Source organism: Providencia sp. PROV141 (assembly GCF_028481645.1).
Classification (GTDB): domain Bacteria; phylum Pseudomonadota; class Gammaproteobacteria; order Enterobacterales; family Enterobacteriaceae; genus Providencia; species Providencia rettgeri.
This window is the reverse complement of record NZ_JAMPPR010000018.1, coordinates 98,177-122,409: the sequence shown is the minus strand read 5'-3', so window position 1 is coordinate 122,409 and position 24,233 is coordinate 98,177. Positions and strand designations below refer to the sequence as shown.

Below are 24,233 nucleotides of genomic sequence, written 5' to 3'. Positions count from 1 at the left end.
CATGAGCTCATTAATCCAAGGCGGTATTGTCATTATCGGTGGGGGTCAGGCTGGTGGTTGGGCGGCAAAAACCCTACGCGATGAAGGCTATCAAGGTATTATTTCGGTGATCAGCGATGAAAACCATGATTTTTATGAGCGCCCACCGCTGTCTAAAGCCGCATTGACACAGGAGAGTTTTTCATTATCACGCTTATTCAGCGAACAAGAAACTCACGCCTTAAATTTACAGTGGTTTCGCCCACTACGTGCCACCAAAATTGATAGCCAAACCCAATGTATTTATTTAAGTGATGGTCGTGTCATTACGTTTGACAAATTACTGCTCGCGACAGGCGGTCGGCCTCGCTACCTGTCGAATCGTTGGCAGCAACATCCACAAGTATTTGCCTTACGTTCATGGGATGACGCTCAGAAATTGCGCATTGCGCTGCTCTCTGCACAAAAAATTGCCATTATTGGTGGTGGTTGGATTGGCTTAGAAGTCGCCGCTTCTGCTCGAAAAATGGGGATTGATGTCACGATTTTTGAGCGGCAAAGCCGCTTATGCGAACGAAGTGTACCGCAGAATGTTTCAGAGGCTCTTGCATTACGCCACACACAAGCAGGTGTTCATGTCATAACCGATTGTGGAGATATCGAACTTGGCGAGCCGACACCAAGCGGATTACAAATTAGTTGCCAAAAACAGCCTTCGCAAAACTTCGATCTCGCTGTTATGGGGATTGGTGTTGAATTAAATCTCGAACTGGCCAAAGAAGCGGGGCTTGATGTCACCCACGGTATTGTGATTAATCATCAAGGGCAAACTTCTCACCCAAATATTTACGCTGCGGGCGACGTCGCTTGCCATCCAACACTATCCTTATGTTTACAGTCATGGGCTTATGCGCAAAACCAAGCCATTACCACAGCAAAAGCCATGCTAAACCCGCAGTCTGAAGGGTTCAATGAACTCGCTTGGTTATGGTCAGATCAATACCAGGACAACATCCAAATTTTAGGCGTCCCAACCTCACAAAAATTAAAACATATTCAACGGTATACCCCTAATTCAGAGGTTCATTTTGCTTTAAATGAAAGCAATGAATTGGTGCAAATGATTGCATTTAATGATGCACGAGCCATCAAGCTAGGTAAACGTTGGATACAAGGCCACCGCAAATTGGACCCATCACAACTTGCTGATCCCACATTTTCATTAATGTCACTGAAATAGTGCCCAGCAGGAGAAATCTCATGGCTAATCAGACTATAACCTTACAAAACTCAGAGCATGATCAAGTCGAGCAAGATGTTCCTGAAAAGATCAATTGGTTGATCCCTATCGGGTTGTTTTCCTGTGTACTACTGGCTTTCTTCGATAAAATCAGTATTGCAGCTCTATTTTCTGACGAAAAATTTCAGCAAGCTCTGGGGATTGATTTTGACCCAACCCGTTTAGGGTTACTGATGAGCGCATTTTTATTCGCTTATGGTGTTTCTTCCATGCTGCTAAGCGGTATTGGCGATAAATTTCACCCCACCAAAATGCTGTTATTTATGATCAGTAGCTGGTGTTTTCTCATGATTTTTATGGGATTCACACACCACTATGGCACGATGGTTTTTCTGCGTGTATTGCTAGGAATTGCCGAAGGGCCTTTGCTGGCAATCGCTTACGCCATTGTGCGCCGTACCTTTCCGCCAAAAATGCAAGCGCGTGCCACCATGATGTGGTTATTAGGCACACCGTTAGGCGCAGCATTAGGATTTCCTATCTCATTGTATTTACTCAATAATTATGGTTGGCAAAGTACATTTTTTGTCATGGCCGCCTTTACTGTTCCTGTTTGGTGGCTTGTGGTGATTGGTATTCGCCATCCCAACTTAGTCAATCGCCAAGCTCAGACTAAAAACACAGCAGGTGAAACACTTCCAGTGGAGCAATTGGCCGTGATGCGAGCCCATAAAAAACGCTTATTCCAAAATAGCCATTTTTGGATTATCTGCATGTTTAATATCGCTTTTCTTGTCTACCTTTGGGGAATGAATGGTTGGTTACCCAGCTATTTAATTAAAGGTAAGTCTATTCACTTAGAACATGCAGGAATTCTGTCATCCCTTCCCTTTATCGCCATGTTATTTGGTGAAGCCATCGGAGCGTGGTTATCAGATCGCTACGATCGCCGTGCACTCGTTTGTTTTATTTCACTACTTGGTGCCGTTTTAGGCCTTGCTGGTGTGTTATTTCTCACTGGCACCTACAGCATCATTCTTATGATGGCGTTTAGCATGTTCATGTGGGGGGCGGGCGCACCAAATATCTTTGCTCTACTCGCAAAAGCCACACAAAAGCAAGTCAGTGCATTAGCAGGCGGTATTTTCAATGGGTTAGGAAACCTTGCTGGCGCTGCTGCACCGCTGGCAATGGGAGTTCTTATTACTGTCACTCACACTATGGATAGCGGGCTGTTATTTATCGTCGTCATAGGTTTATTCGGCAGCTTGTTACTAGTGCCTTTACTGAAAAAATATTAATTCATTTTTTATTGGAGATAACACCATGTCACAACCGCAAATCAAACCACAAGATATTCCAATGGCACAATGGATTGAGTCGCGTATTGCTCGCCTTGAAGGGCGTAAATATGACTGGAATGCACTGAAATTCCAAGCGGATTACGACCCTAAATATCGCCGCGCACAAATGCGCTATATCGGCACGGGTGCGACTGGCGTTGCTAATGATGTCAACACCGTTCCCGCAGAGAACTTTACCTTCTCCACCATGGTTCTCCCTGCCAAATGCGAGGGGCCATTACACCTGCACCCCGATGTTGAAGAAGTGTTCTTTATGTTGAAAGGCACCATCACGTTGTTTGTGAAAGATGGCAATGAAGAGTATGAAACCGTCCTGAAAGAACGTGACCTAATTTCAGTCCCTGCGGGTATTTATCGTGGCTTATTTAACCATGGAGAAGAAGAAGCCTTAATGTGCGTCATGATCGGGACACCAAAACCTGCGATCCCGACATATCCTGAAGATCACCCTTTATCAAAAGTTAAACGTAACTAACAGGAGTCGTCAGTGATGAATTTGCTCAATAAAAAACTCCCGGAACCACAGATAGCAGACTTTGGCCAATATCGCCTCAATTGGCGAGAAGCAGGCCAAGGGCACCCGGTGGTATTGCTGCATGGTATCAGCTCTGGTTCTGCTTCATGGGTAAGCCAACTGACCAGTCCATCACTGACAGAACACTATCATCTCTATAGCTGGGATGCGCCCGGCTATTTAGAAAGCCGTGAGCTAGAGACGACAACGCCTACCGCTATTGATTACGCAAATGCATTGAATACTTTTATTGATAAATTGGCCTTATCACCCGTCGTGTTAGTGGGACACTCTCTTGGCGCCATAATGGCAAGTGCTTTTGCAGCGCAATACCCCAATAAAGTTAAAGGCTTAATCTTAGCGAACCCCGCGCAAGGTTATGCCACAAAAAGCCCTGACCAACAAAAACAAGTTTACCAACAGCGGCAAGATATTGTTTTTAGTTCCGGTATTGAGGCATATGCGCAAAACCGTGCCGCTGCTTTGTTATCCGCCAACGCAACCACTGAAAAAGTCAATTGGGTTCAACAGAACATGAAGAAGCTCAACCCCAAAGGCTTCTTAGCCGCGGCGTGGATGCTAGCCCATGACGATATTAGCCAATATTTAAATCGCTATGGTGGCCCCTTGGAAATACTGGTTGGCACAGAAGATACCATTACGCCACCAGCCCAAGTAGAGCAACTCGCACGCCAAAAAAACTGCCCTTATTTCCTGATAAACCAAGCGGGACACGCCAGTTATTTAGATGCGCCAGATGCCTTTAACCACCACTTACAACAATTTTTAGAGACACTCTATTGCGAAGCCGAATAAAGGAAGACTCATGAATTTACAGTTAAATAACCGTGTTGCTGTCGTGACAGGAGGAAGCTCCGGCATCGGCTTTGCAACCGTCAAACTCTTACTGGATGAAGGATGTAAAGTGGCATTCTGTGGCCGTGATCAAGACAAACTCCAGCAAGCGCTTACAACATTACGAGAACACTACCCACAAGGGCATTTTATTGCACAACCTTGTGATGTTCTTGATAAAACACAAACCGAAGCTTTCGCAAAACAGGTTCATCAACAATATGGACACGTCGATATATTGATTAACAACGCAGGGCAAGGCTATGTCGCAAGCTATAGCGAGACCCCCGAAGAAGCATGGTTACACGAAGCTCAGTTAAAACTATTTGGTGTGATTAACCCCGTGAATGCTTTTTTGCCATTCTTGGAGCAATCAAATATAGCTTCTATTACCTGTGTCAATTCACTGTTGGCCTTACAGCCTGAACCACATATGGTCGCCACCTCGGCGGCTCGGGCTGCATTATTAAACATGACGCTAAACTTGTCGAAAACACTGTTACCCAAAGGGATCCGCGTGAACTCTATTTTACTTGGCATGGTGGAATCTGACCAATGGCGACGCCGTTTCGACAATCGCAGTGATAAAAATATCGATTGGGAACAATGGATTGGTGATATCGCTAAAAAACGCGGCATTCCAATGCAACGTTTAGGAAAACCCGAAGAGCCCGCACGTGCCTTAGTCTTTTTAGCCTCCCCCATGGCGTCGTTTACCTCGGGTGCCGCTTTAGACGTTTCTGGTGGCTTTAGCCATCATATTTGAAGGATTTAACGATGAAAACACTCATGTTGATTGGTTACGGTGCAATGGCTCAAGAAGTGATTACTCGCTTACCTAATGAGATAGCACTGCGCTACATTGTTGCCCGGCCTCATCATCATCAAGCCATTTTGGAACGCTTTAAAGGGGCAGTCACCCCCATCGATAACCTTGACAATAATATCGTTCCACCAGATTTAGTGTTGGAGTGTGCGGGTCACCAAGCCGTTAAACAATATGCACCAGCGGTACTAGAAAGAGGCTGGACACTGGCTATTATCTCAACGGGAGCACTTGCAGACACGGAGTTTGAACAACACTTAATCGCCTTAACCCAACGCTACCACAGCCAGTTGATCCCACTGACTGGCGCTGTTGCAGGTCTTGATGGCCTACGAGCCGCAAAAGAGGCGAATATCACCCAAGTAACCTACCAGTCACGTAAAAGCCCTGCAAGTTGGCGCAATGGCGCGGCTGAACGTTATGTCGATTTATCACAAGTGACACAGCCCACGGTGTTCTTTAGTGGCAGTGCCCGTGAAGCGGCACTGAATTTTCCAGCGAATGCCAATGTGGCTGCCACTGTTGCACTGTATGGCATTGGGATGGATGCCACCCAAGTGCAATTGGTTGTTGACCCGACTACCACACAAAACTCGCACCGCATTGATGTTACTGGTGATTTTGGCCATTTCTGCATTGAACTCAATGGAAATCCACTCCCTTCAAATCCGAAAACATCGATGTTAGCCGCTTTAAGTGCTGTTGAAATTTGTCGTCGTATCGCTGAGCACCAAGCTATTTAATAGGAGCCCTATTATGAACAAAATGGATATTTTTATTGGTGGTAAATGGCAGCAAGGTCGCGGGCCTGAAATGCAATCGCGTTTTCCGGGGAATAACCAGGTGATTGCGACCCTTAACAGTGCAAGTTTGGAAGATGTCGAAGATGCGGTAATTGCCGCAGATAAGGCCTGGAGAGCGCCTTCTTGGCGTAATCTTCCCGCTCACCAGCGGGCAACTATCTTGTACAACGTGAGTCGCTTAATTGATGAAAACTGCAAAACATTAACTCAATTACAAACCTTGGATAACGGCAAACCTTGGGCGGAAGCACGTGGCTTAGTGATGAGCGCAGCAGCAACCGCTCGCTACTTTGCGGCGGTTTGTGAAGTCTCAGGTGGTGAACTTCCCCCTCGCCGCCAGCCCGAGCTGATGACCATAAGTACTTACCAACCTATTGGCGTAATCGCTGCAATCACGCCATGGAACTCCCCGATTGCCAGTGATATGCAAAAAATTGCCCCAGCGATTGCGGCCGGTAATGCGGTCATCTTAAAACCCGCGGAAGCCACACCTCTAATTTCATTAAAATTGGCTGAGCTATTTGAGCAAGCGGGTTTACCCAGCGGCCTATTGAGCGTGCTACCGGGTAAAGGTTCGATTGTCGGTGATGCATTAGTTCGCCACCCTCTGGTGAAAAAAATCTCCTTTACAGGTGGCACCAATACCGGACGACAATTGGCTCACATTGCAGCAGAGAAACTGATCACCACGTCACTCGAGCTTGGGGGAAAATCCCCAACTATCGTGTTGTCAGACGCTGACCTTGATATCGCTGCACATGGTGTTTGCTACGGTATTTTTAGTTCGATGGGGCAAGCATGCATCGCGGGTTCGCGCCTATTTGTGGCTAAAGATATCTACTCATCCTTTATGGAAAAGCTAACGCAATTGACCCACAACCTGATTATTGGTGACCCAAGGCAAGAGCGTGTTCATCTAGGGCCATTAATTTCCCCTTCACACCGAGATAGCGTCAGAAACTATGTCGAACAAGCCGTTCGGCAAGGGGGGAAGATCCGTATTGGTGGAACCGCCCCCGCTGACCCGGCACTTCAAGATGGCAACTACTTTTTACCGACGATTATCGAAGGCTTAAATAACCAATCTACGGTTTGCCAAGAGGAAATTTTCGGCCCCGTGCTCGTCGTAATGCCATTTGATGATGAAGACGATCTCGTTCAGCAAGCTAATGATTCTGTTTATGGGCTTGCCGCCGGTATTTGGACAAAAGATTACACCCGAGCGTTTAAGCTTGCCGATGCACTTGATGTCGGCACTGTTTGGGTCAATACCTACAAAGTTTTTTCTATTTCAACGCCATTTGGCGGCTTTAAAGAAAGTGGCATTGGCCGTGAAAAAGGCCTTGAAAGCCTCAAAGCCTATATGCAACAAAAAAGCCTATTTCTGGCACTTAACCCACAACCAAACCGTTGGTGTGAATAGCAAATCCGTCACCGGATTATGGCAGCATTGAGGAGAATAAAATGTCTGAAATGATTACAGTTGGCGAAGCTATCGCCAGAACACTCGAACAATACCAAGTCACAACGGTTTATGGGGTTATTTCAATTCATAATTTGCCCATAGCAGATGCTATCGGGCGCCGGGACGTGATTGATTTTACGCCAAGTCGAGGGGAGGCTGGGGCCGTCACCATGGCGGATGCCCATAGCCGTTTTAGTGGCTTAGGGATAGCGCTAACCAGTACAGGAGCAGGTGCTGGAAATGCTGTTGGATCAATGATTGAAGCTATGAATGCATGCTCCCCCATGATCCACATTACAGGCCAAGTTGAAAAAGCTTATCTGGATATGGACGCAGGGTTTATTCATGAAACACATGACCAACTCGGCTTTTTACGTTCAAGTTCAAAGCAAGCTTTTCGTGTTCATACGCCCGAACAAGCCGTCGCCACGCTGCATAAAGCCATTCAAGTTGCTCAAACTATACCTTGTGGCCCTGTCTCTATCGAAATCCCAATTGATATTCAAAGTGCGCAGGTGCCATTATCTGTACTGAGTGCGCCACTTCCCCCTTCTAGGTTACCTGACAGTTGTACATCGTTAGTCAATGCAATTTGGGATAAACTTCAACACGCTGCACAGCCTTTATTGTGGGTTGGCGCAGGAGCCCTACAAGCAAAAGATGCTGTCAAACGCCTTGCTGATGCAGGTATTGCCGTCATCAGCAGCACCCATGGACGAGGTATTTTATCGGATGACCATCCATTCAGCTTACGCGCTTTTCATAATGCAGATTCCGTTGATGCATTAATGCGTTCATGCGATTTAACTATCGTTGCAGGCTCACGTTTACGCAGTAATGAAACCAAAACATGGTCATTACCTTTGCCACACCCCATCATTCAAATCGATATAAACCCACTCGCCGCCAATCGCAACTATTTAGCTGATTTGTCAGTAACTGGGGATTGTAAAAGTTTACTTGAAGCACTTGCCGATAAAATCGAACAAGCCAAGCGCCCTATCTCTACTCAGTGGAAGAAACAAGTGCAAGAGGCCGTACAGCAGGCGGAAGAACAACTAAGGCAACAATGTGGCCCTTATAGTCAACTCAGTGATGCCGTAGAGCAAGTCTTACCACGCGACGGTATTTTTGTCCGCGACATCACGGTATCAGGGAGTTTATGGGGAAGCCGTTTACTCAAAGCGACCCAGCCAATGCACAACATTCACTCTTTAGCAGGCGCAATTGGGCTAGGACTCGCCATGGCAATTGGCAGTGCCAAAGCAAACCCTAATGTACCTGTTATTGGCTTAGTTGGTGATGGTGGGTTAATGTTAGGCGTAGGCGAATTGGCCACCATGGCACAAGAGCAGCTCCCGATTGTATTGATTATTATGAATGACCAAGGTTATGGCGTAATGCGAGGTATTCAGGAAAAATATTTCTCAGGCCGCCAATACTATAATGAGTTACTCACCCCTTCATTTAGTCAATTAGCTCAATCGATGGGGATTCAAGCATTTACGATAGATAAAGCCACCGATTTTCAATCAACGCTCCGCCAAGCTGTCGATTTGAAGCAACCTGTTGTCGTTGAAGTGTTAATGAACCATATTGGTACAATGAATTTCTCCGGTCCACCACAGAAAAAGTTATTTTAACTTTCACCATGGTTAGGGTGGCATGAGCCACCCTATTTCATTGATAGATAATGATACAAGCGATTAAAGCCTTCTGCTTTTTAAATTATTATAGTGAGGAACTCTAGCACCCGACTAAGGTTATGAATTTGGCTTAAAATATTGCGTATAAATAGACATCGCTTGCTCTTTTAAGATGCCTTTAACCACTTCAGGTTTAAAGGGGCTTTTGTCAAAGATTTCATCACTCCCCAGCATAATATTAAAACCAGCAATCTCGGCAAGTTCATCATGAGAAAGGCTATAAACCATCCGGCCTAATTGGCTCCATACCATTGCACCGGAACACATACAACACGGCTCACAACTGGTATACAGCGTATAATCGGACAAATCCATGACTTTATGTTCAGAACAATACTGGCGTATGAGACCCAACTCCGCATGATAGGTTGGGTCACTTTCAGTATGAATATGATTTTCACCTGTCATAACGACTTGATTATTTTTAACTAATACTGCACCAAAGGGTTCATTGCCATTTTTCGCAGCATCCGTTGCTAAAGCCAAAGCCTGCGTCATAAACTGAATATCTAGCGCATTCTGTTGCTCATTGTTGTTAAGCTTATTTTCCATATACACACCCTTTATGCATAAATTAATTTAATTTTAAAATAACCTAAATAGGTTATATCAAGTCTAGTTATGAATTAATACAAAATAACCTGCATGTACACAATTTCCTTGCACATTTGGGAGATGAAAAACATTTCGCCCATGTTTTGTTAGTACAAGGGTGCTACTGAAACTATCAAGCTTAACTATATGAAAAGGATTTCAATTTTTAGGTCACCAAAAGGATTGCAATATCAATCATATAATTTCAAAAAGCCAGTAAATATCTGAGTTAAAAAGAAATGAAAAGCTGAAATGAATTACAAAAGTATTTGGGGGTAATTAGCGTGATATACTTTAGAAAAACAAAAAAGCCACTTCTTTCAAAGTGGCTTAATGCGCTGATTTAACAGCTAAAATTTGGTGGCCCCTGCTGGACTTGAACCAGCGACCAATCGATTATGAGTCGACTGCTCTAACCAACTGAGCTAAGGGGCCAAAGTGGAGAGGATTATACGTGTAGTTTTAGCTTAGGTCTAGTATTTCGAAACCGTATGCTGAAATTATGCTCAACTCAATCACTCTTCTTATAATTCAAGGCGATAGCATAAGCAATTGCTATTATTTGAAAGTCGTTTTCTGCAATTTTAATGAGCCCTACTCTTTTTTATTTAAATCAGTTTCTCACGCCTTATCTATATTTAACGCTTACCAATATCAAATTAATAATAAAAACAACATCATAATGGCAACTAAATTTATTAAAAATTCTTTATTCAAATAATTGATATAAAACAATATTTTTTATATTCAGATCTCACAATATAGTTTATAGATAATTCGCATATAGGACAAAAATGATGAAAAAAGTACGTGCAGTTCAATATGGTTGCGGAAAAATGGGTAAATTTTTGATCCGTTACTTGCAAGAGCATGGCGCTGACGTTGTGGCGGCTTTTGATATCAATGAAGCGGTTATTGGCAAAGATATAGGCGAAATCGCAGGGACGACGCTAACAGGGGTAAAAGTACAACCGCTACATGAAGCAAATAAAACCCTCGAAACATTAAAGCCTGATGTTGGCATCATCGCCACATTGAGCACCATGGCTGATTTAGAAGATGCATTCTCCTTATTTGCTCGCCATGGTGTGAATGCAATTTCAACCGGAGAAGAAGCCCTTTATCCATGGAATTCATCACCAGAAATTACGCAAAAACTCGATGCACTAGCCAAAGAAAATAATTGTACCCTTGCAGGTAGTGGCTACCCTGATATGTATTGGGGCGTACTCATTGACACCTTAGCAGGCTCCATGCACAAATTGGTAAAAATCAAAGGTTCTAGCTGCTATAACGTTGAAGATTATGGTATCGCTCTCGCCGTTGGCCACGGTACTGGTTTAACCGTTGATGAGTTCGACAAACAAATTGGTAACTATAACGACTTACCTTACGATGTTATTTCTCAGAAAATCGAAAGTGGTGAATATGCACCTCCCTATATGTGGACACAAAATGGTTGGCTATGTAGCCGGCTTGGTCTGACGATCATCAACCAAACTCAGCGCTGTGTACCGCAAATTGCTCAACAAGATATTTACTCCGACACCCTCAAAATGACCGTCAAAAAAGGAGATGTACTGGGCTTATCTGCCGTGGTGATCACCGAAACAGCAGAAGGTATTACCCTTGAAACAGAGTGTATTGGAAAAATCTTAACGGCGGATGAGTGTGATAAAAACAGCTGGCAATTCATTGGTGAACCCAACACCTCAATTGAAGTGAATAACCCAGCAACTGTAGAATTAACTTGTGCAAATTTGGTGAACCGTATTCCGGCATTGATTAATAGCCCTGCAGGCTATACCACCACAGAAAAAATGCCAAACAATGTGTTTATGACCAAACCTATGCATGAGTATTTATAGCGAACGCCGCCCACCTTTCGGTGGGCGACTTACCGGCACCTAGCCTCAGCGCGGTTTCACCATCTGCCATTCTAAGTGATGTTTTATCGACGGCCATTCTGACTCGATAATACTATATACACAGCTATCACGTAGCTCACCTGTTTTAGTTTTCATATGGTTGCGCAAAATACCATCGAGCTTGGCCCCTAAACGTTCAATAGCTCGACGACTTTGGCTATTTAAAAAGTGCGTACGGAACTCCACTGCAACACAATTTAATTCCTCAAAAGCATGCTTTAACAGCAAATATTTAGCCTCTGTATTTAATGCGGTGCGTTGTACTTCGACCCCATACCAAGTAGCGCCGATTTCAACCCGTCTTACCGCATGGTCCACACGGTTATAAGAAGTAATACCCACAGGCTGACCACTGCGTTTATCTATTACCACAAAAGGTAAACATTCCTTTTTCTGGAAATTTTCCAGACGCTTTTCCACATCTTGAGAGAAATGCTCAGGCTCAGGGACTAAGGTATACCACAAATTATTCAACCCATCTCGTCGAATGATATCTGCCAGTTCGGCATCATATTGGTGAGATAGAGGCTCAAGGCGAACATATTCACCTTCTAAAGTAATAGCTTGGCAAATCTCTTTCATCATGGTTTTCCTATATTGTTCTTTATGCTCTGTGTCTCTTTTTTTAATCTCTTTTTATGACATAAAAAAAGAAAAACGCCTATTTTTTTATGACACTCAGCTATTTAACCGAAAACATATGATAAAAATCACAAAATTTTAACATCTTTACCAAATTGTGGCTTCATTACGCTACAGTTAACTCATCTGACCTGTTAATGAAATCCCGAATGGGAGTATAATAATGAGCAATTTCCCACACCTTTTTACCCCGCTTGATTTAGGCCATACCGTCCTAAAAAATCGCATTTTGATGGGCTCAATGCATACTGGGCTTGAAGAACACCCACAAGGCAGCGAACGACTGGCGCATTTCTACCGCTTACGCGCTGAAAATGGTGTCAGCCTCATCATTACTGGTGGCATTACCCCCAATCCTGAAGGGGCACTTACTGCACATGGTGCAGTACTAAATGATGAAAAACAGCTGTTATTTCATCAACAAATCACGGATGCCGTCCACCAAGCTGACGGTAAAATCGCCTTACAAATTTTGCATGCAGGGCGCTATGGGCTACACCCCAAATTAGTTGCCCCAAGCCCTATTCAAGCTGAAATTATTCCATTCGCCCCCAGAGAGCTCGCAACTAATGACGTTGAAAAAACGATTGATGACTTTGTGAAGACAGCCAAACTCGCTCAACAAGCAGGCTATGATGGTGTCGAAATTATGGGCTCCGAAGGTTATTTAATTAACCAATTCATCACCAAACGTACCAACCATAGAACCGATAAATGGGGTGGAAGCTACACAAACCGAATTCGGTTTCCTATTGAAATCGTACGGCGAATACGGGAAGCCGTTGGTGCTAACTTTATTATTATTTATCGACTTTCCATGTTGGATTTAGTCGAAGAAGGTTCAATATGGGAAGAAATCGAATTACTTGCCAAACAAATTGAGAATGCAGGCGCCAGTATGATTAACACGGGTATTGGTTGGCACGAAGCTCGAATACCGACGATAGCAACGCAAGTCCCACGTAGTGCATTTAGTTGGGTTACCCAGAAATTAATGGGAAAAGTGAATATTCCGCTGATAACCACTAACCGCATCAATGACCCTTTTGTTGCAGAACATATTATTGCCAATCATCAAGCCGATATGGTTTCAATGGCTCGGCCGTTTCTTGCTGATGAAGCGTTTGTTCGCAAAGCGGCAGAAAATAGAGCAGACGAAATTAATACCTGTATTGGCTGCAACCAAGCCTGTCTCGACCTCATTTTTAGTGGAAAACTGGCCAGTTGTTTAGTTAACCCACAAGCCGTTAGAGAAATGGATTACCCCAACGAAAAAGCCCCTCTGAGTAAATCTGTTGCAATTGTTGGCGCAGGGCCTGCTGGGTTATCTTGTGCAATATACGCTGCAAAACGGGGGCACCGCGTCACTTTGTTTGAAAAATCTAACCACATTGGTGGGCAATTTAATCTTGCAAAGCAAATACCAGGTAAAGAAGAATTTCATGAAACTATCCGTTACTTCTGCCGACAACTAGAACTATTAAATGTTGATGTGCGCCTTGAACACCAAGCCGATGTTGACTGTTTATCGGGGTTTGATGAGGTCATTATTGCAACGGGTGTCATCCCACGGAAAATCCAGCTTGAAGGGGTTGATCACCATAAAGTCATTTCTTATATCGATGTCATCACCAAACAACGCTCGGTTGGGAAAAGCGCCGCGATTATTGGTGCTGGAGGGATTGGCTTTGACGTTGCTGAATTACTAACCCAAGAAGGGAAAAGTAGCAGTTTAGATGCTTCACTATTTAATAAAGAGTGGAATATTGATACCACAATTCATTCTAAAGGTGGCGTATTCCCCCCACAAAAAGTCCCTATGGCATCAGCCCCTCAATTGTACTTATTACAGCGTAAAAATAGTAAAGTAGGGGCGGGTCTTGGTAAAACGACGGGTTGGGTTCATCGTTTGTCACTGATGAAACGTGGTGTTCATATGCTAAATGGTGTTGAATACATGCGAGTTGATGACGAAGGGCTCCATATTCGCTATCAAGATAAAACCCAATGCCTTCCCGTTGACAATGTGATTTTATGTGCAGGTCAAGAGCCTTACCGCCCATTAAAAATACAATTAGCAGAACGTGGCATTAATGCCCATGTTATTGGTGGCGCTGATGTAGCAGCCGAACTTGATGCTCGCCGCGCCATTGAACAAGGAATGAAAATCGCGTATCAGCTTTGAGTGCTTGTTCTATTGGTGAGGTTTGTCACTGAAATTAATCGTATTTTCAAAAATAAAGGCAGAGATTGTTTTCACGATCCCTGCCTTTTTCTTTAGTTTATTTGCTCGTTAATCACGGTGAGACAACCGCGCTTCCGCGTTCGCCAGTTTCTCATCTTCGGCTAAGCACACCGCCGCAGTAAATAACACGTCAGTTGAAGAGTTAAGCGCCGTTTCTGCTGAATCCTGTAACACGCCAATCATCACACCAACCGCGACGACTTGCATCGCAATCTCATTTGAAATACCAAACATGTTACAAGCTAATGGGATCAGTAATAGAGAGCCCCCAGCAACCCCTGAGGCACCACACGCACATACTGCAGCCACAACACTTAATAACAATGCCGTTGGGATATCAACAGGGATCCCTAACGTATGTACCGCAGCTAACGTCAGAACAGTAATCGTTACCGCTGCGCCTGCCATATTGATGGTTGCGCCTAATGGGATAGAAACAGAATAGGTATCTTCATGCAGATTCATACGACGACACATCCCCATATTCACAGGAATATTCGCTGCAGAACTACGTGTAAAGAATGCCGTTACCCCACTTTCACGTAAACAAGCGAAAACTAATGGATATGGGTTGCGTTTCATTTTCCAATACACAATTAGTGGATTAACAATGAAAGCAACAATCAACATACAGCCAATCAATACGGCGAGAACATGTATATAGCCTTTTAAGGTTGCAAAGCCTGTCGTTGCGATAGTTGAAGCAACCAAACCAAAAATCCCTAAAGGCGCTAAGCGGATCACAACACGTACCAGCTGTGTTACTGCATTAGAAAAGTCATGAACTAAATTTTTTGTGGTTTCATTTGCATGGCGCAGCGCAATACCCAGCCCGATCGCCCACGCTAATATACCAATATAATTACCCTTAATCAGTGCATCGATAGGATTCGCAAATATGTTGATTAGCAAACCTTTTAACACTTCGGCAATATTACCCGGCGGATTTAACTGTGTATCCCCCACCGCTAAAACTAAACTTGACGGGAACAGGAAAGAACCAATAACTGCAACAACCGCGGCAAAAAATGTTCCCAAAATATACAACACCAGTATCGGTTTGATATTGGTTTTTTGCCCTTGACGATGGTTAGCAATGGATGACATCACTAATACCCATACCAATACCGGAGCAACCGCCTTTAACGCACTAACGAATAAATCCCCTAACAACCCGACATTTTTTGCAGCAGATGGCCATAACCATGCAAGCAAAATACCCGCGACCAAGCCAACCAGTATCTGCTTGACTAGACTACCTTGGCTAATAACTCGCCATAACCCTGTTTTATTTGTATCCATAATAGACCTATATTATTTATCTTTATTAGGAATTAAATGTGTTTGCACAGCAAGTATAAGGAATAATAGTCGCCTGAAAAGGCAATTATTCAAAATATACACAATGATTGACTTTGTTTAACAAACATTTTACATAACTGTGATCTCAATAGAGTTTTGTTTCTTATAGTAGAATGAGAGGAGTAAAATGGTTGAGTATTTTCATAGAGTTAAAAAAAATCCCCTACTTTTACAGTAGAGGATTTAAAAGTGAAAAAGTTAAATTAACTTTTTGCTTCGTTACGTTTATTAACAATGGCATTAATGATTAACGTTACGACTAAGATTGACGCAATCACCCCCAACGAAATCGGCGTTGGAATATGAAAAATATCAATTAACAGCATTTTTATACCGATAAAGCTTAAAATCACTGCTAAACCGTATTTTAGCATTGAGAACTTCTCAGCAACCCCAGACAACAAGAAATACATCGCACGTAGGCCTAAAATGGCAAATAAATTCGATGTTAAAACAATGAATGGGTCAGTTGTTACCGCAAAAATAGCGGGTATGCTGTCCACCGCAAATATCACATCGCTAATTTCAACTAAAATCAGTACTAAAATAAGTGGAGTCGCAAACAGGACACCATTACGTTTAATAAAGAATTTTTCACCATGCAATTCATCCGTCATACGTAAATGAGAACGAACCCATTTTACTAACGGTTTATCCGTAATTGGCGAGTTATCTTCTTTAGCAAAAGCCATTTTCAAACCAGTAAATAGCAAGAACAAGCCAAATACATATAAAATCCAGCTAAATTGTGTGACTAACCAACTGCCTGCAAAAATCATAATTGTACGAAGTACGATAGCGCCTAATACTCCATAAACCAGCACACGACGCTGTAAATTTGCAGGGATTGCAAAATAACTAAAGAGCATTAACCAAACAAATACGTTATCAATAGCTAATGCTTTTTCTAATAAATAACCCGTTAAGAACGCTATTGTTTGGCTATCGGCAAACTCACGTCCCACGTTTTCATTAAGATACCACCAAAAGCCCGCCGCAAAGAGAAGCGAAAGCGTTACCCACACGATACTCCAAGCCGCAGCCTGTTTCATCGACATTGCTTGGCCTTTGTGTTTCCCTTGCCAGAACAAATCAATGAGTAGCATAAGTAAAATAATAACGGCAAAACTACCCCATAAAATAGGGTTACCAACTGAGTGCATTTTCCTTTCCCTTAAAAACAAAAAACGGCTGATATCCAGAAGACATCAGCCGCTTAAAATTCATTAACCACAAGTTATTTCTTTTGGTTGTAAATTATGAGCAAACCTCGCCTTCTGGCAAGGTCTCACTTACAACACAAATAACCCGAAAACAGGGAACTGTGGTGCTCGGCTACCGGGTGTAATGAGTACACCGTAATGACGATAAACCGACAAGAAGAAGTTACTCCCCTTTGCTATGGCGATAAGATACGGTAAATAGTCTTAAAATGCAATAATTAGCCATTATTGTTTTATCGTTATTTTTTTACATTAAAAGATAAATTAACCAGTATATTTCGCATACTCTAAGCAAAAAGCAGGCTAATAGCCGTTTTTAAGCAATTTACATCGTTACATGCCACACAGTAATTTGTAAAAATCAGCCGAAACTTAAATGAATTCTAAAAATAAGCTTAAAATTTGCTGTTTAGTTATTTTCTGTTTTGTTAAAGTGAGCGTGCTTTACACTAACAGCCTGAGGAAACACTACTTTCACTTTGGCATTCACTTAATCCATTTCTCCCTGCCCAACAACAAGTTTGTTGCTGTTATTGCCGTTTAGGAAACATTAATGGAATTAGTTAAAGAACTTTTTTTCGCCCTTTGGCACCAAGATTATGTCACCCTATCTAACCCTGCGTTAGTGTGGTCGATTTATTTCATGCTGTTCGCTATCTTGTTTCTTGAAAACGGGGTATTACCTGCAGCGTTTTTACCTGGCGATAGCTTGTTGATTTTAGTTGGTGTACTCATCGCTAAAGGCACATTAAGTTATCCACTCACCATCGTAATTTTAACCGCTGGCGCCAGTTTAGGTTGCTGGGTAGGTTATATACAAGGGCGATGGCTGGGGAACACACGTATTGTTAAAGGCTGGCTAGCACACTTACCCGAACACTACCACCAACGCGCTCATGGCTTATTCCATCGTCATGGCCTCGCTGCCTTATTAATTGGCCGTTTTTTAGCTTTTGTTAGAACACTACTTCCAACAATTGCAGGTCTCGCAGGTTTACAGAATGGCCGTTTCCAAGTATTTAATTGGTTAAGTGGTCTGTTGTGGGTGTTAATTTTAACTGCTATCGGTTATGGCTTTGGTAAAAGTCCAATCTTCCTACAATATGAGCATCACATTATGAATGTATTAATGCTAATTCCTGTAGGCTTATTAATCCTTGGGTTAATCGGTAGTATTGCTGTTGTCGTAAAGAAAAAACTGTCTAGCAAAAAAGCAAATTAATCCTACATGCGGGAACCAATTTGTTCCCGCATTATTAATTTTACTTAATTTTACTTCCCTCCTTTCTCATCACATGCTGTATTTCTAATTAATTGATTACACGATATTTTTTAAATCTGTAATTTTTACATTTTTTCTTAATATCGGGTTTATTATTGAATAACTCATTGCACTTAATGCAAAAACAGTTATTGTTAATACAGTGAAGTTTCTTTTCTATTGATAGGAGGTTCTATATGTCATCAAATCATTCATCAGAAGACCTACGCGCGGAACTAAAAGCGTTAGCAGATTCTCTTGAAGCCGTATTGAATGATACAGGCGAGAAGTCGAAAGAAGAGATTGAAAGCTTGAAATCCAAAGCGAAAGACGCACTTTGCTCATCTCGTGCTAGGCTCGGCCAAACCACCGAAAGGATCACTGAACAAACTAAAGAAATTGCGGGTCGCGCAGACAACTATGTCAAAGAAAACCCATGGACTGGTATCGGTATTGGTGCTGCCGTTGGTGTAGTTCTTGGCGTACTTCTCGCAAAACGTTAATTGCTTATGGAACAAAATCAACAACGTCAGGGCCCCGGTAAAGGGGTCCTTGAAATACTGCAACGCATCGCCAGTATTACCGTTAATATTGTTGAAACTCGCCTTCAGCTCATTGCCGTCGAGCTCGAAGAAGAGAAAGTTAATTTTATCCAGCTGCTATTATTAGTTGGGCTAGCACTTCTTTTTACTGCTTTTGGCCTGATGTGTCTAATTGGACTCATTTTTTGGTCTGTAGACCCTATTTACCGATATCAAGCACTGGCTATCACGACAGGGAGTTTGGTTCTACTCGCCGTTATCTTTGCTGTTTGGGCGCTCAAAAAAGCGAAACAGTCTACTTTATTGAGCTCCACACGGGAGCAACTAAGCCAGGATGCAAATGCATTAGCAGGTAAGGATAATGACCAGAAATAAACGCCAATTACTTGCCGAAAGAAAACAACGGTTACTCAACAGAATTGAGCAGCAACGGAATGACCTTGCTGCCAGCTCTGAAGATTGGCTGCATGTGACAGCCCCTTATGACCGTACATGGAAAACCTTCGTTACCTTCCGTCCTTTATTTATTGCAGCAACAGGCCTGCTTTCGATTTATTCACTAAAAAAACCACAACGCATACTTCAATTAGGAAAAAAAGCCTTCACAATGTGGGGCATAGTAAGAACAATTCAAAGTACAATTAATGCAGGAAAGAAATAATTCAACTTAAAATCAATAAGTTAGTCTAACCACGACACTTCAACTCATTTCCCCTCATCACCATTCAAATTTTTTGACCATCTTTGTGAATAAGCTTTGCTTTTTATTGAATAAGCAAATGACTATTATAAGTCCATCGAATGTTTTCTTACCTATTTGTGCTGAAAACAACACTACAAAGCGACATATATCGCAACTAATTTATATTTAATGACTTATTAGTCTGGAGAATCTCAATGAAAAATTTAGAAAGTGGTGCGGTATTATTAGCTCGCATTATGATGCCAATTCTGTTCATTGTCGCTGGGTATGGAAAACTGGGAGATGCATACGCAGGAACACAACAATACATGCAAGCAATGGGCGTTCCAGGCTTTTTATTACCTTTAACCATTTTATTAGAATTTGGCGGCGGCTTAGCAATTCTGTTCGGCTTCTTAACTCGAACTGTCGCTTTATTTACAGCAGGCTTTACGGTATTAACCGCACTCCTGTTCCATATCGATTTTAGCGTTGCACCAAATAGCTTAATGTTTATGAAAAACTTTACTATTGCCGGCGGTTTCTTACTGTTAGCTGTGACTGGCCCAGGGAAATTTAGTATTGACCATTTATTAAACAAAAAATGGTAACTCCGATTTCATTATCACCCTTATTACCTTATTGATTTTGTTTGTCCAACTTATACCTCCCTCGGGAGGTATTTTTTTGCCTAAAAAAGGCGTTGAATCAGTTGGGGGAAAATCACTTAAGTGAGCGATTCTCAGTAGGCAGTAAATTGATGTTGATGGGTTTATTTTTCAATCTCAGGTTAACTTCTAAATAATTTATACGGTAACAGGCCTAAAAATATTTTATATCTATTAAACCGCGAGTCACAAACTACATACGTAAACTCTAAATAGTTTGAGTTGTAGGTAGGCGGCAAATTGAGTCATCCCGTGAGCATACATAAGTATGTGACTCGGGTGACTCAATGAAGCCAACACCCCTACGGCTCAAAATATAACGAGTTTACACCCTGAATAATTTGGGGATTTCTCGGAGACACCACGACTTAGCCTCCCCCATACTATCTCGTCGCCATGCCATAATAATATTCGTCTCATGGCTATACTCTGCGCCAACTACTTTTAAACGCCCTTCACGAATATCTTGTTCAACCATTGGATACGGCATCGTTGCAACACCAAGGCCTGCCAATAAAGCATTGTGTTTATCTTCAATTGTTGACACTGTTAATCGTTGTTGTTTATCCAACAACTGTACCGTGATCACAGGCCGCTCACGTGCGGTATCAGCCACTGCAATTCCACGGTACTTCACTCGAGTCGCATCAGATAATGGTTCAGGTTCTTGATGAATGGGGTGATCCGGGCTCGCTACATAAATATGATTAATGGTGTATAACGATTTAGAGTTAATTTCTGAAGATGACCGAAAATGCATATCAGGAGCAATGACGATATCCGCTTTGCCGCTTTCAAGGCGTTCCCATGCTCCCGCCAATACTTCAGTAATCAAAGATAACTGTGTTTCTGATTTTTCCGCCAATCGTTCCACCAGTGGAAAGAGTGAATGAGCAGGAACTAAAGCCTCGCACACGATGGTTAAATGCGTTTCCCATCCTTTTGCAAGGGCTTCCGCGTCAGATGTTAGCTTATCAGCAGCTTCAAGTAGGATCCTTCCTCTATCAAGTAACATCCTACCGACATTCGTAAATTTAGTTCTATGCCCTGAACGGTCAAATAAAATGACATCGAGCTCTTCTTCTAATTTTTGCATGGTATAGCTTAGCGCAGATGGGACCCGCCCCAACTCTTCAGCAGCTGCAGCAAAACTACCACGGCGATCGATTGCATCCATAACCCTTAATGATTCAAGCGTTAATGCTCTCTCTTTACTCATGAAGTTTCTCTTTCAGGAAATTTGAACAAGGGAAACAGATTAACTGGCTAACAATTCAACGTCCAGCTATTTATTATAACAATAGATTATTAACTTATTTATTTTCGATGGGGGTTAACCATTATGATGACACTGAGACCCGCTAACCATTGCGGAAAAGCTGATTATGGTTGGCTGCAAGCGCGTTATTCCTTTTCATTTGGCCATTATTTTGACCCAGATTTTATGGGTTTTAAAACACTCAGAGTGCTGAATCAAGAGGTTATTGCGCCACAAAATGCGCTACAGCCAAGAACCTACCCACATGTCGATATCTTAAATATCATCCTAAAAGGGCATGCAGAATATCGAGATAGTCTAGGTAATACCATCCAAGCGGATGAAGGTGAATGTGTGCGTTTTTCACCACGCCCAGATCTTAGCTACAGTGAACAAAATGTGTGCCCTAAAACACCACTAACGCGTTTGCAGCTGTGGCTAAATGCTTGCCCACAGCAAGAATCTTTACCCTTGCAAAAAATAGCCATTAGTGAAAATGAGAGTAAGCTTATCGCCTCTCCTGACGGGGAAGATCAAAGCATTCAATTACGTCAACAAATTTGGATCACTCAAATTCACTTAGCAGCCAATGAATCAACAGCGATCACGCTAAAAGGAAAAAATTCATTCCTTCAGTCTATACATGGTGGAGCAACATTACGAACACCAAAAGGCGAACAACTCAGGATGAATTGCAATGATGGGGCATTTATCCAAGATGATAATCAAATCATCATTAGTGCAGATAAACCGTTTAGAGGCCTGCTAATCGACCTTGGGGAACAAAACTAGTCATTTTCCTGCTATAACAGCATGAATTTTGCGAACGGATTCGCAAATTTCATGATTTACATATCCTACATATTGACACGCTTGTGTTAGAGTCCTGCCATTAGCGAGCAAAAAACACGTAATTTTCTTGCTCAAATGCTTTTTCGTTTTGATTTTAAAGGTGTTTCCGTGGCTCTATTCACTCAACAACGACATAATCAAATTTTTGCTCAAATTCTGAATGAGGTTGTTCCTCAGGACGAATTAGCAAAAAATTTTTCCGTTTCTACTCGAACTATTCGTTCTGATATCAATGAAATCAATGAATTGATACAGCCATATCGTGCACATATTGTGTATGAACGAGGTCGTGGTTACCGGTTGAACATTGAAGATGAAGCCCTATTTGCGACCTTTACTCAGCAAAATGACGAAGACAATCATATCCCTCGAACGAGCAAAGAGCGCATTGATGCACTGCTATTAAAGCTCTTAATGCTATCACTTCCCGTAAAGCTTGATGATATCGCTGAGGAATGGTTTATCAGCCGAGGCACTTTACAACAAGATATGGGTGCGGTGAGAGAACAGCTACAAAAATACCAAATTGCATTAGAAAGTATTCCTCACCAAGGTATTCGTTTGAATGGTAGCGAGTGGGCGGTTCGAGCTTGTATGACTGAAACTTTATGGCGTCGTTATTGCGCACAGATAGCACCTGATTTAACCACTTTCCGCCCCGATTGTCTGGATAATTTAGACCTGTCATATATCGATAAAGTATTACATAACAGTTTGAATCGTTTTGATATTCGGATTAGCAATGAAGGCCATTTATACCTAGTTTTTAATTGTGCGGTCACTATTTTGCGTATAACTCGCGGCCATGAGCTCACCACTGCGGTCAAAAACGATGATAGTGAAGAAGTGATCCGTAAAGCGTGCGATGAAATCTCCAACGGTTTGATCTACTTTCTTGGCAATGATCTTTCTGGGGCAGAACTGAGCTATTTGCATGACCAAATTGTTGCCCAACGTATTAGTAACCAAGACTCTAGTGCGCAAAAAAGTGGTACTCATAATGAGCTATGTGAATATATTTTAAATTATATTAATGAATTATATAATTATGACTTACGAAATGATGAAAAGCTCAAAAAAGATCTCAATACGCATCTTGCGGCCTTAATCACACGCCTGCAGTATCATATTTCCACGCCAAATCCATTATTATCTGATATTAAACAATATTATCCGTTTGCCTATGACGTCACACTCAGTGCATTAACCAGCGCAAGTAAGCAATTACTTCCTCATCCAATCAGTGAAGATGAACTGGGTTACCTTGCAGTTCATATTGGTGTTAGCCTCGAACGTAACTATGGCGCAGGGTCAATTCGCCAAACAGAAGTACTGGTAGTCACCGATGCAGGAAACTCCACGTTTCGCGTGGTTGAATCTAAAATCATGCGTGAGTTTCCACAACTCAAATTTAGCCGAGGGTTAACATTACAAGAGTATGAATCCTTGGATGAAGTCACTGAAGATTTCGTGATAACCACAGTACGAATTTCAGAGAAAAACAAGCCTGTTATTAAAATCGCGCCTTTCCCAACGCCCTATCAGCTAGAGCAAGTTGGCCGCTTAGCTATGGTTGATCAAACCCGCCCTTATATTATTGAGCGTTTTTTTGATGAACGGTTCTTTATGGTCATTAATGAAAAAATTAGCCAAGAAGAGCTATTTCAAATGGTTTGCCATAAATTACAGCAAGAAGGCTATGTAACCTCCGATTTTTATCCATCACTACAAGAACGTGAATCAATTGTTTCCACATTGCTCGGAGAAGGCATCGCATTACCCCACTCTTTAGGCTTACTTGCCAATAAAACGGTGGTTGCAACCGTTGTGGCCCCGAAAGGCATTGAATGGAATAAAGAAACCAAAGAGAACGCTTATGTCATTTTCTTGTTAGCTATTAGTAAAACAGACTATGAAGAAGCGATGGCTATTTATGATTTATTCGTTACCTTTGTAAAGGAAAAAACGACTCGCCGCTTAGTAAGTGTAAAAAATTTCAATGAATTCCAAGTGATAGCTAAAGATAGCTTAGCACGTATCCTCTAATCTGATAGCAACTTCCACTTCGTAGTGGAAAAGTGGAAATTGCTGACTTTTACGTGATCCTAACCACAACTCTCGCAAATATTTTCCTATCCTAAACGGCCTGTTTTACGCACAGAGTAACTAAGTGGAAGTTATTACAATCAACACAACATAGTTTCCATTTATTGTTTCCACTTTT

General features: G+C 42.3%; 22 protein-coding genes and 1 tRNA gene. 17 read left to right on the top strand and 6 right to left on the bottom strand.

What is annotated here, in order from left to right; all coding sequences use genetic code 11:
- Position 1 precedes the first annotated feature (1 nt).
- Genes PSF09_RS12735 through PSF09_RS12700 form a run of 8 tightly spaced genes read left to right on the top strand, consistent with a single transcriptional unit; the run spans position 2 to position 8,689 of the window.
- Positions 2-1,219 carry an NAD(P)/FAD-dependent oxidoreductase gene (locus PSF09_RS12735; protein WP_210835861.1) on the top strand — a complete coding sequence of 406 codons (1,218 nt, stop codon included), beginning with the start codon at positions 2-4 and terminating at the stop codon, positions 1,217-1,219.
- Between the two features lie 20 nt (positions 1,220-1,239).
- Positions 1,240-2,520, top strand: a complete 1,281-nt coding sequence (locus PSF09_RS12730) for an MFS transporter (protein ID WP_272683975.1) — start codon at positions 1,240-1,242, stop codon at positions 2,518-2,520.
- Between the two features lie 25 nt (positions 2,521-2,545).
- On the top strand, positions 2,546-3,058 hold the full coding sequence (locus tag PSF09_RS12725; protein ID WP_004257990.1) for a cupin domain-containing protein: 513 nt from the start codon (positions 2,546-2,548) through the stop codon (positions 3,056-3,058).
- Between the two features lie 15 nt (positions 3,059-3,073).
- The gene (locus PSF09_RS12720) at positions 3,074-3,913 is read left to right on the top strand and encodes an alpha/beta fold hydrolase (RefSeq protein ID WP_272684009.1); all 840 of its coding nucleotides are present in this window, start codon (positions 3,074-3,076) and stop codon (positions 3,911-3,913) included.
- A 10-nt stretch (positions 3,914-3,923) separates the two neighbouring features.
- The gene (locus PSF09_RS12715) at positions 3,924-4,718 is read left to right on the top strand and encodes an SDR family oxidoreductase (protein ID WP_210835862.1); all 795 of its coding nucleotides are present in this window, start codon (positions 3,924-3,926) and stop codon (positions 4,716-4,718) included.
- 11 nt (positions 4,719-4,729) lie between these two features.
- Positions 4,730-5,521 (top strand): aspartate dehydrogenase, encoded by a 792-nt coding sequence (locus PSF09_RS12710; protein ID WP_272683974.1) that lies wholly within the window; start codon positions 4,730-4,732, stop codon positions 5,519-5,521.
- Positions 5,522-5,534: 13 nt separating this feature from the next.
- On the top strand, positions 5,535-7,004 hold the full coding sequence (locus PSF09_RS12705) for an aldehyde dehydrogenase (protein WP_272683973.1): 1,470 nt from the start codon (positions 5,535-5,537) through the stop codon (positions 7,002-7,004).
- A gap of 41 nt (positions 7,005-7,045) precedes the next feature.
- Positions 7,046-8,689: a thiamine pyrophosphate-binding protein gene (locus PSF09_RS12700; protein WP_272683972.1), complete on the top strand. Its 1,644-nt coding sequence runs from the start codon at positions 7,046-7,048 to the stop codon at positions 8,687-8,689.
- 120 nt (positions 8,690-8,809) lie between these two features.
- Here PSF09_RS12700 and PSF09_RS12695 read toward each other — a convergent pair whose 3' ends face one another.
- Together PSF09_RS12695 and PSF09_RS12690 are read right to left on the bottom strand one after the other, a co-directional pair.
- Complete coding sequence (locus PSF09_RS12695) at positions 8,810-9,304, bottom strand: nucleoside deaminase (RefSeq protein ID WP_210835867.1); 495 nt, start codon at positions 9,302-9,304, stop codon at positions 8,810-8,812.
- A gap of 400 nt (positions 9,305-9,704) precedes the next feature.
- Positions 9,705-9,781, bottom strand: a tRNA-Ile gene (locus tag PSF09_RS12690).
- 359 nt (positions 9,782-10,140) lie between these two features.
- Here PSF09_RS12690 and PSF09_RS12685 point away from each other — a divergent pair.
- Positions 10,141-11,214, top strand: a complete 1,074-nt coding sequence (locus tag PSF09_RS12685; RefSeq protein WP_272664320.1) for an NAD(P)H-dependent amine dehydrogenase family protein — start codon at positions 10,141-10,143, stop codon at positions 11,212-11,214.
- Positions 11,215-11,259: 45 nt separating this feature from the next.
- On the opposite strand, the gene PSF09_RS12680 is transcribed toward PSF09_RS12685, so the two are convergent.
- Complete coding sequence (locus PSF09_RS12680) at positions 11,260-11,856, bottom strand: GNAT family N-acetyltransferase (RefSeq protein ID WP_272664334.1); 597 nt, start codon at positions 11,854-11,856, stop codon at positions 11,260-11,262.
- Positions 11,857-12,079: 223 nt separating this feature from the next.
- Between PSF09_RS12680 and PSF09_RS12675 the strand changes: the two genes are divergently transcribed.
- Positions 12,080-14,101, top strand: a complete 2,022-nt coding sequence (locus PSF09_RS12675) for an NADPH-dependent 2,4-dienoyl-CoA reductase (RefSeq protein ID WP_272683971.1) — start codon at positions 12,080-12,082, stop codon at positions 14,099-14,101.
- A gap of 108 nt (positions 14,102-14,209) precedes the next feature.
- Here PSF09_RS12675 and sstT read toward each other — a convergent pair whose 3' ends face one another.
- Both sstT and PSF09_RS12665 read right to left on the bottom strand, forming a co-directional pair.
- On the bottom strand, positions 14,210-15,463 hold the full coding sequence (sstT, locus tag PSF09_RS12670) for a serine/threonine transporter SstT (protein ID WP_272664322.1): 1,254 nt from the start codon (positions 15,461-15,463) through the stop codon (positions 14,210-14,212).
- Positions 15,464-15,726: 263 nt separating this feature from the next.
- A complete protein-coding gene (locus PSF09_RS12665) occupies positions 15,727-16,686 on the bottom strand; it encodes a TerC family protein (protein ID WP_272683970.1) in 960 nt (319 codons plus the stop codon).
- Between the two features lie 613 nt (positions 16,687-17,299).
- Between PSF09_RS12665 and PSF09_RS12660 the strand changes: the two genes are divergently transcribed.
- The 5 genes from PSF09_RS12660 (at position 17,300) to PSF09_RS12640 (ending at position 19,842) form a co-directional block, all read left to right on the top strand.
- Positions 17,300-17,968 (top strand): DedA family protein, encoded by a 669-nt coding sequence (locus tag PSF09_RS12660; RefSeq protein ID WP_004908389.1) that lies wholly within the window; start codon positions 17,300-17,302, stop codon positions 17,966-17,968.
- A 236-nt stretch (positions 17,969-18,204) separates the two neighbouring features.
- Complete coding sequence (locus PSF09_RS12655; protein ID WP_210835876.1) at positions 18,205-18,510, top strand: DUF883 family protein; 306 nt, start codon at positions 18,205-18,207, stop codon at positions 18,508-18,510.
- A gap of 6 nt (positions 18,511-18,516) precedes the next feature.
- A complete protein-coding gene (locus PSF09_RS12650) occupies positions 18,517-18,924 on the top strand; it encodes a phage holin family protein (protein ID WP_272664325.1) in 408 nt (135 codons plus the stop codon).
- The gene (locus PSF09_RS12645) at positions 18,911-19,210 is read left to right on the top strand and encodes a YqjK-like family protein (RefSeq protein ID WP_210835879.1); all 300 of its coding nucleotides are present in this window, start codon (positions 18,911-18,913) and stop codon (positions 19,208-19,210) included. The genes PSF09_RS12650 and PSF09_RS12645 overlap by 14 nt, the downstream gene beginning before the upstream one ends.
- Before the next feature lie 236 nt (positions 19,211-19,446).
- Positions 19,447-19,842 carry a DoxX family protein gene (locus tag PSF09_RS12640; RefSeq protein WP_210835881.1) on the top strand — a complete coding sequence of 132 codons (396 nt, stop codon included), beginning with the start codon at positions 19,447-19,449 and terminating at the stop codon, positions 19,840-19,842.
- Positions 19,843-20,224: 382 nt separating this feature from the next.
- On the opposite strand, the gene PSF09_RS12635 is transcribed toward PSF09_RS12640, so the two are convergent.
- Positions 20,225-21,118, bottom strand: coding sequence for a LysR family transcriptional regulator (locus PSF09_RS12635; RefSeq protein WP_210835883.1), 894 nt, complete (start codon positions 21,116-21,118; stop codon positions 20,225-20,227).
- A 123-nt stretch (positions 21,119-21,241) separates the two neighbouring features.
- Between PSF09_RS12635 and PSF09_RS12630 the strand changes: the two genes are divergently transcribed.
- Positions 21,242-21,949 (top strand): pirin family protein, encoded by a 708-nt coding sequence (locus PSF09_RS12630; RefSeq protein ID WP_272664326.1) that lies wholly within the window; start codon positions 21,242-21,244, stop codon positions 21,947-21,949.
- A gap of 135 nt (positions 21,950-22,084) precedes the next feature.
- On the top strand, positions 22,085-24,055 hold the full coding sequence (locus PSF09_RS12625) for a BglG family transcription antiterminator (protein ID WP_336298952.1): 1,971 nt from the start codon (positions 22,085-22,087) through the stop codon (positions 24,053-24,055).
- Positions 24,056-24,233 lie beyond the last annotated feature (178 nt).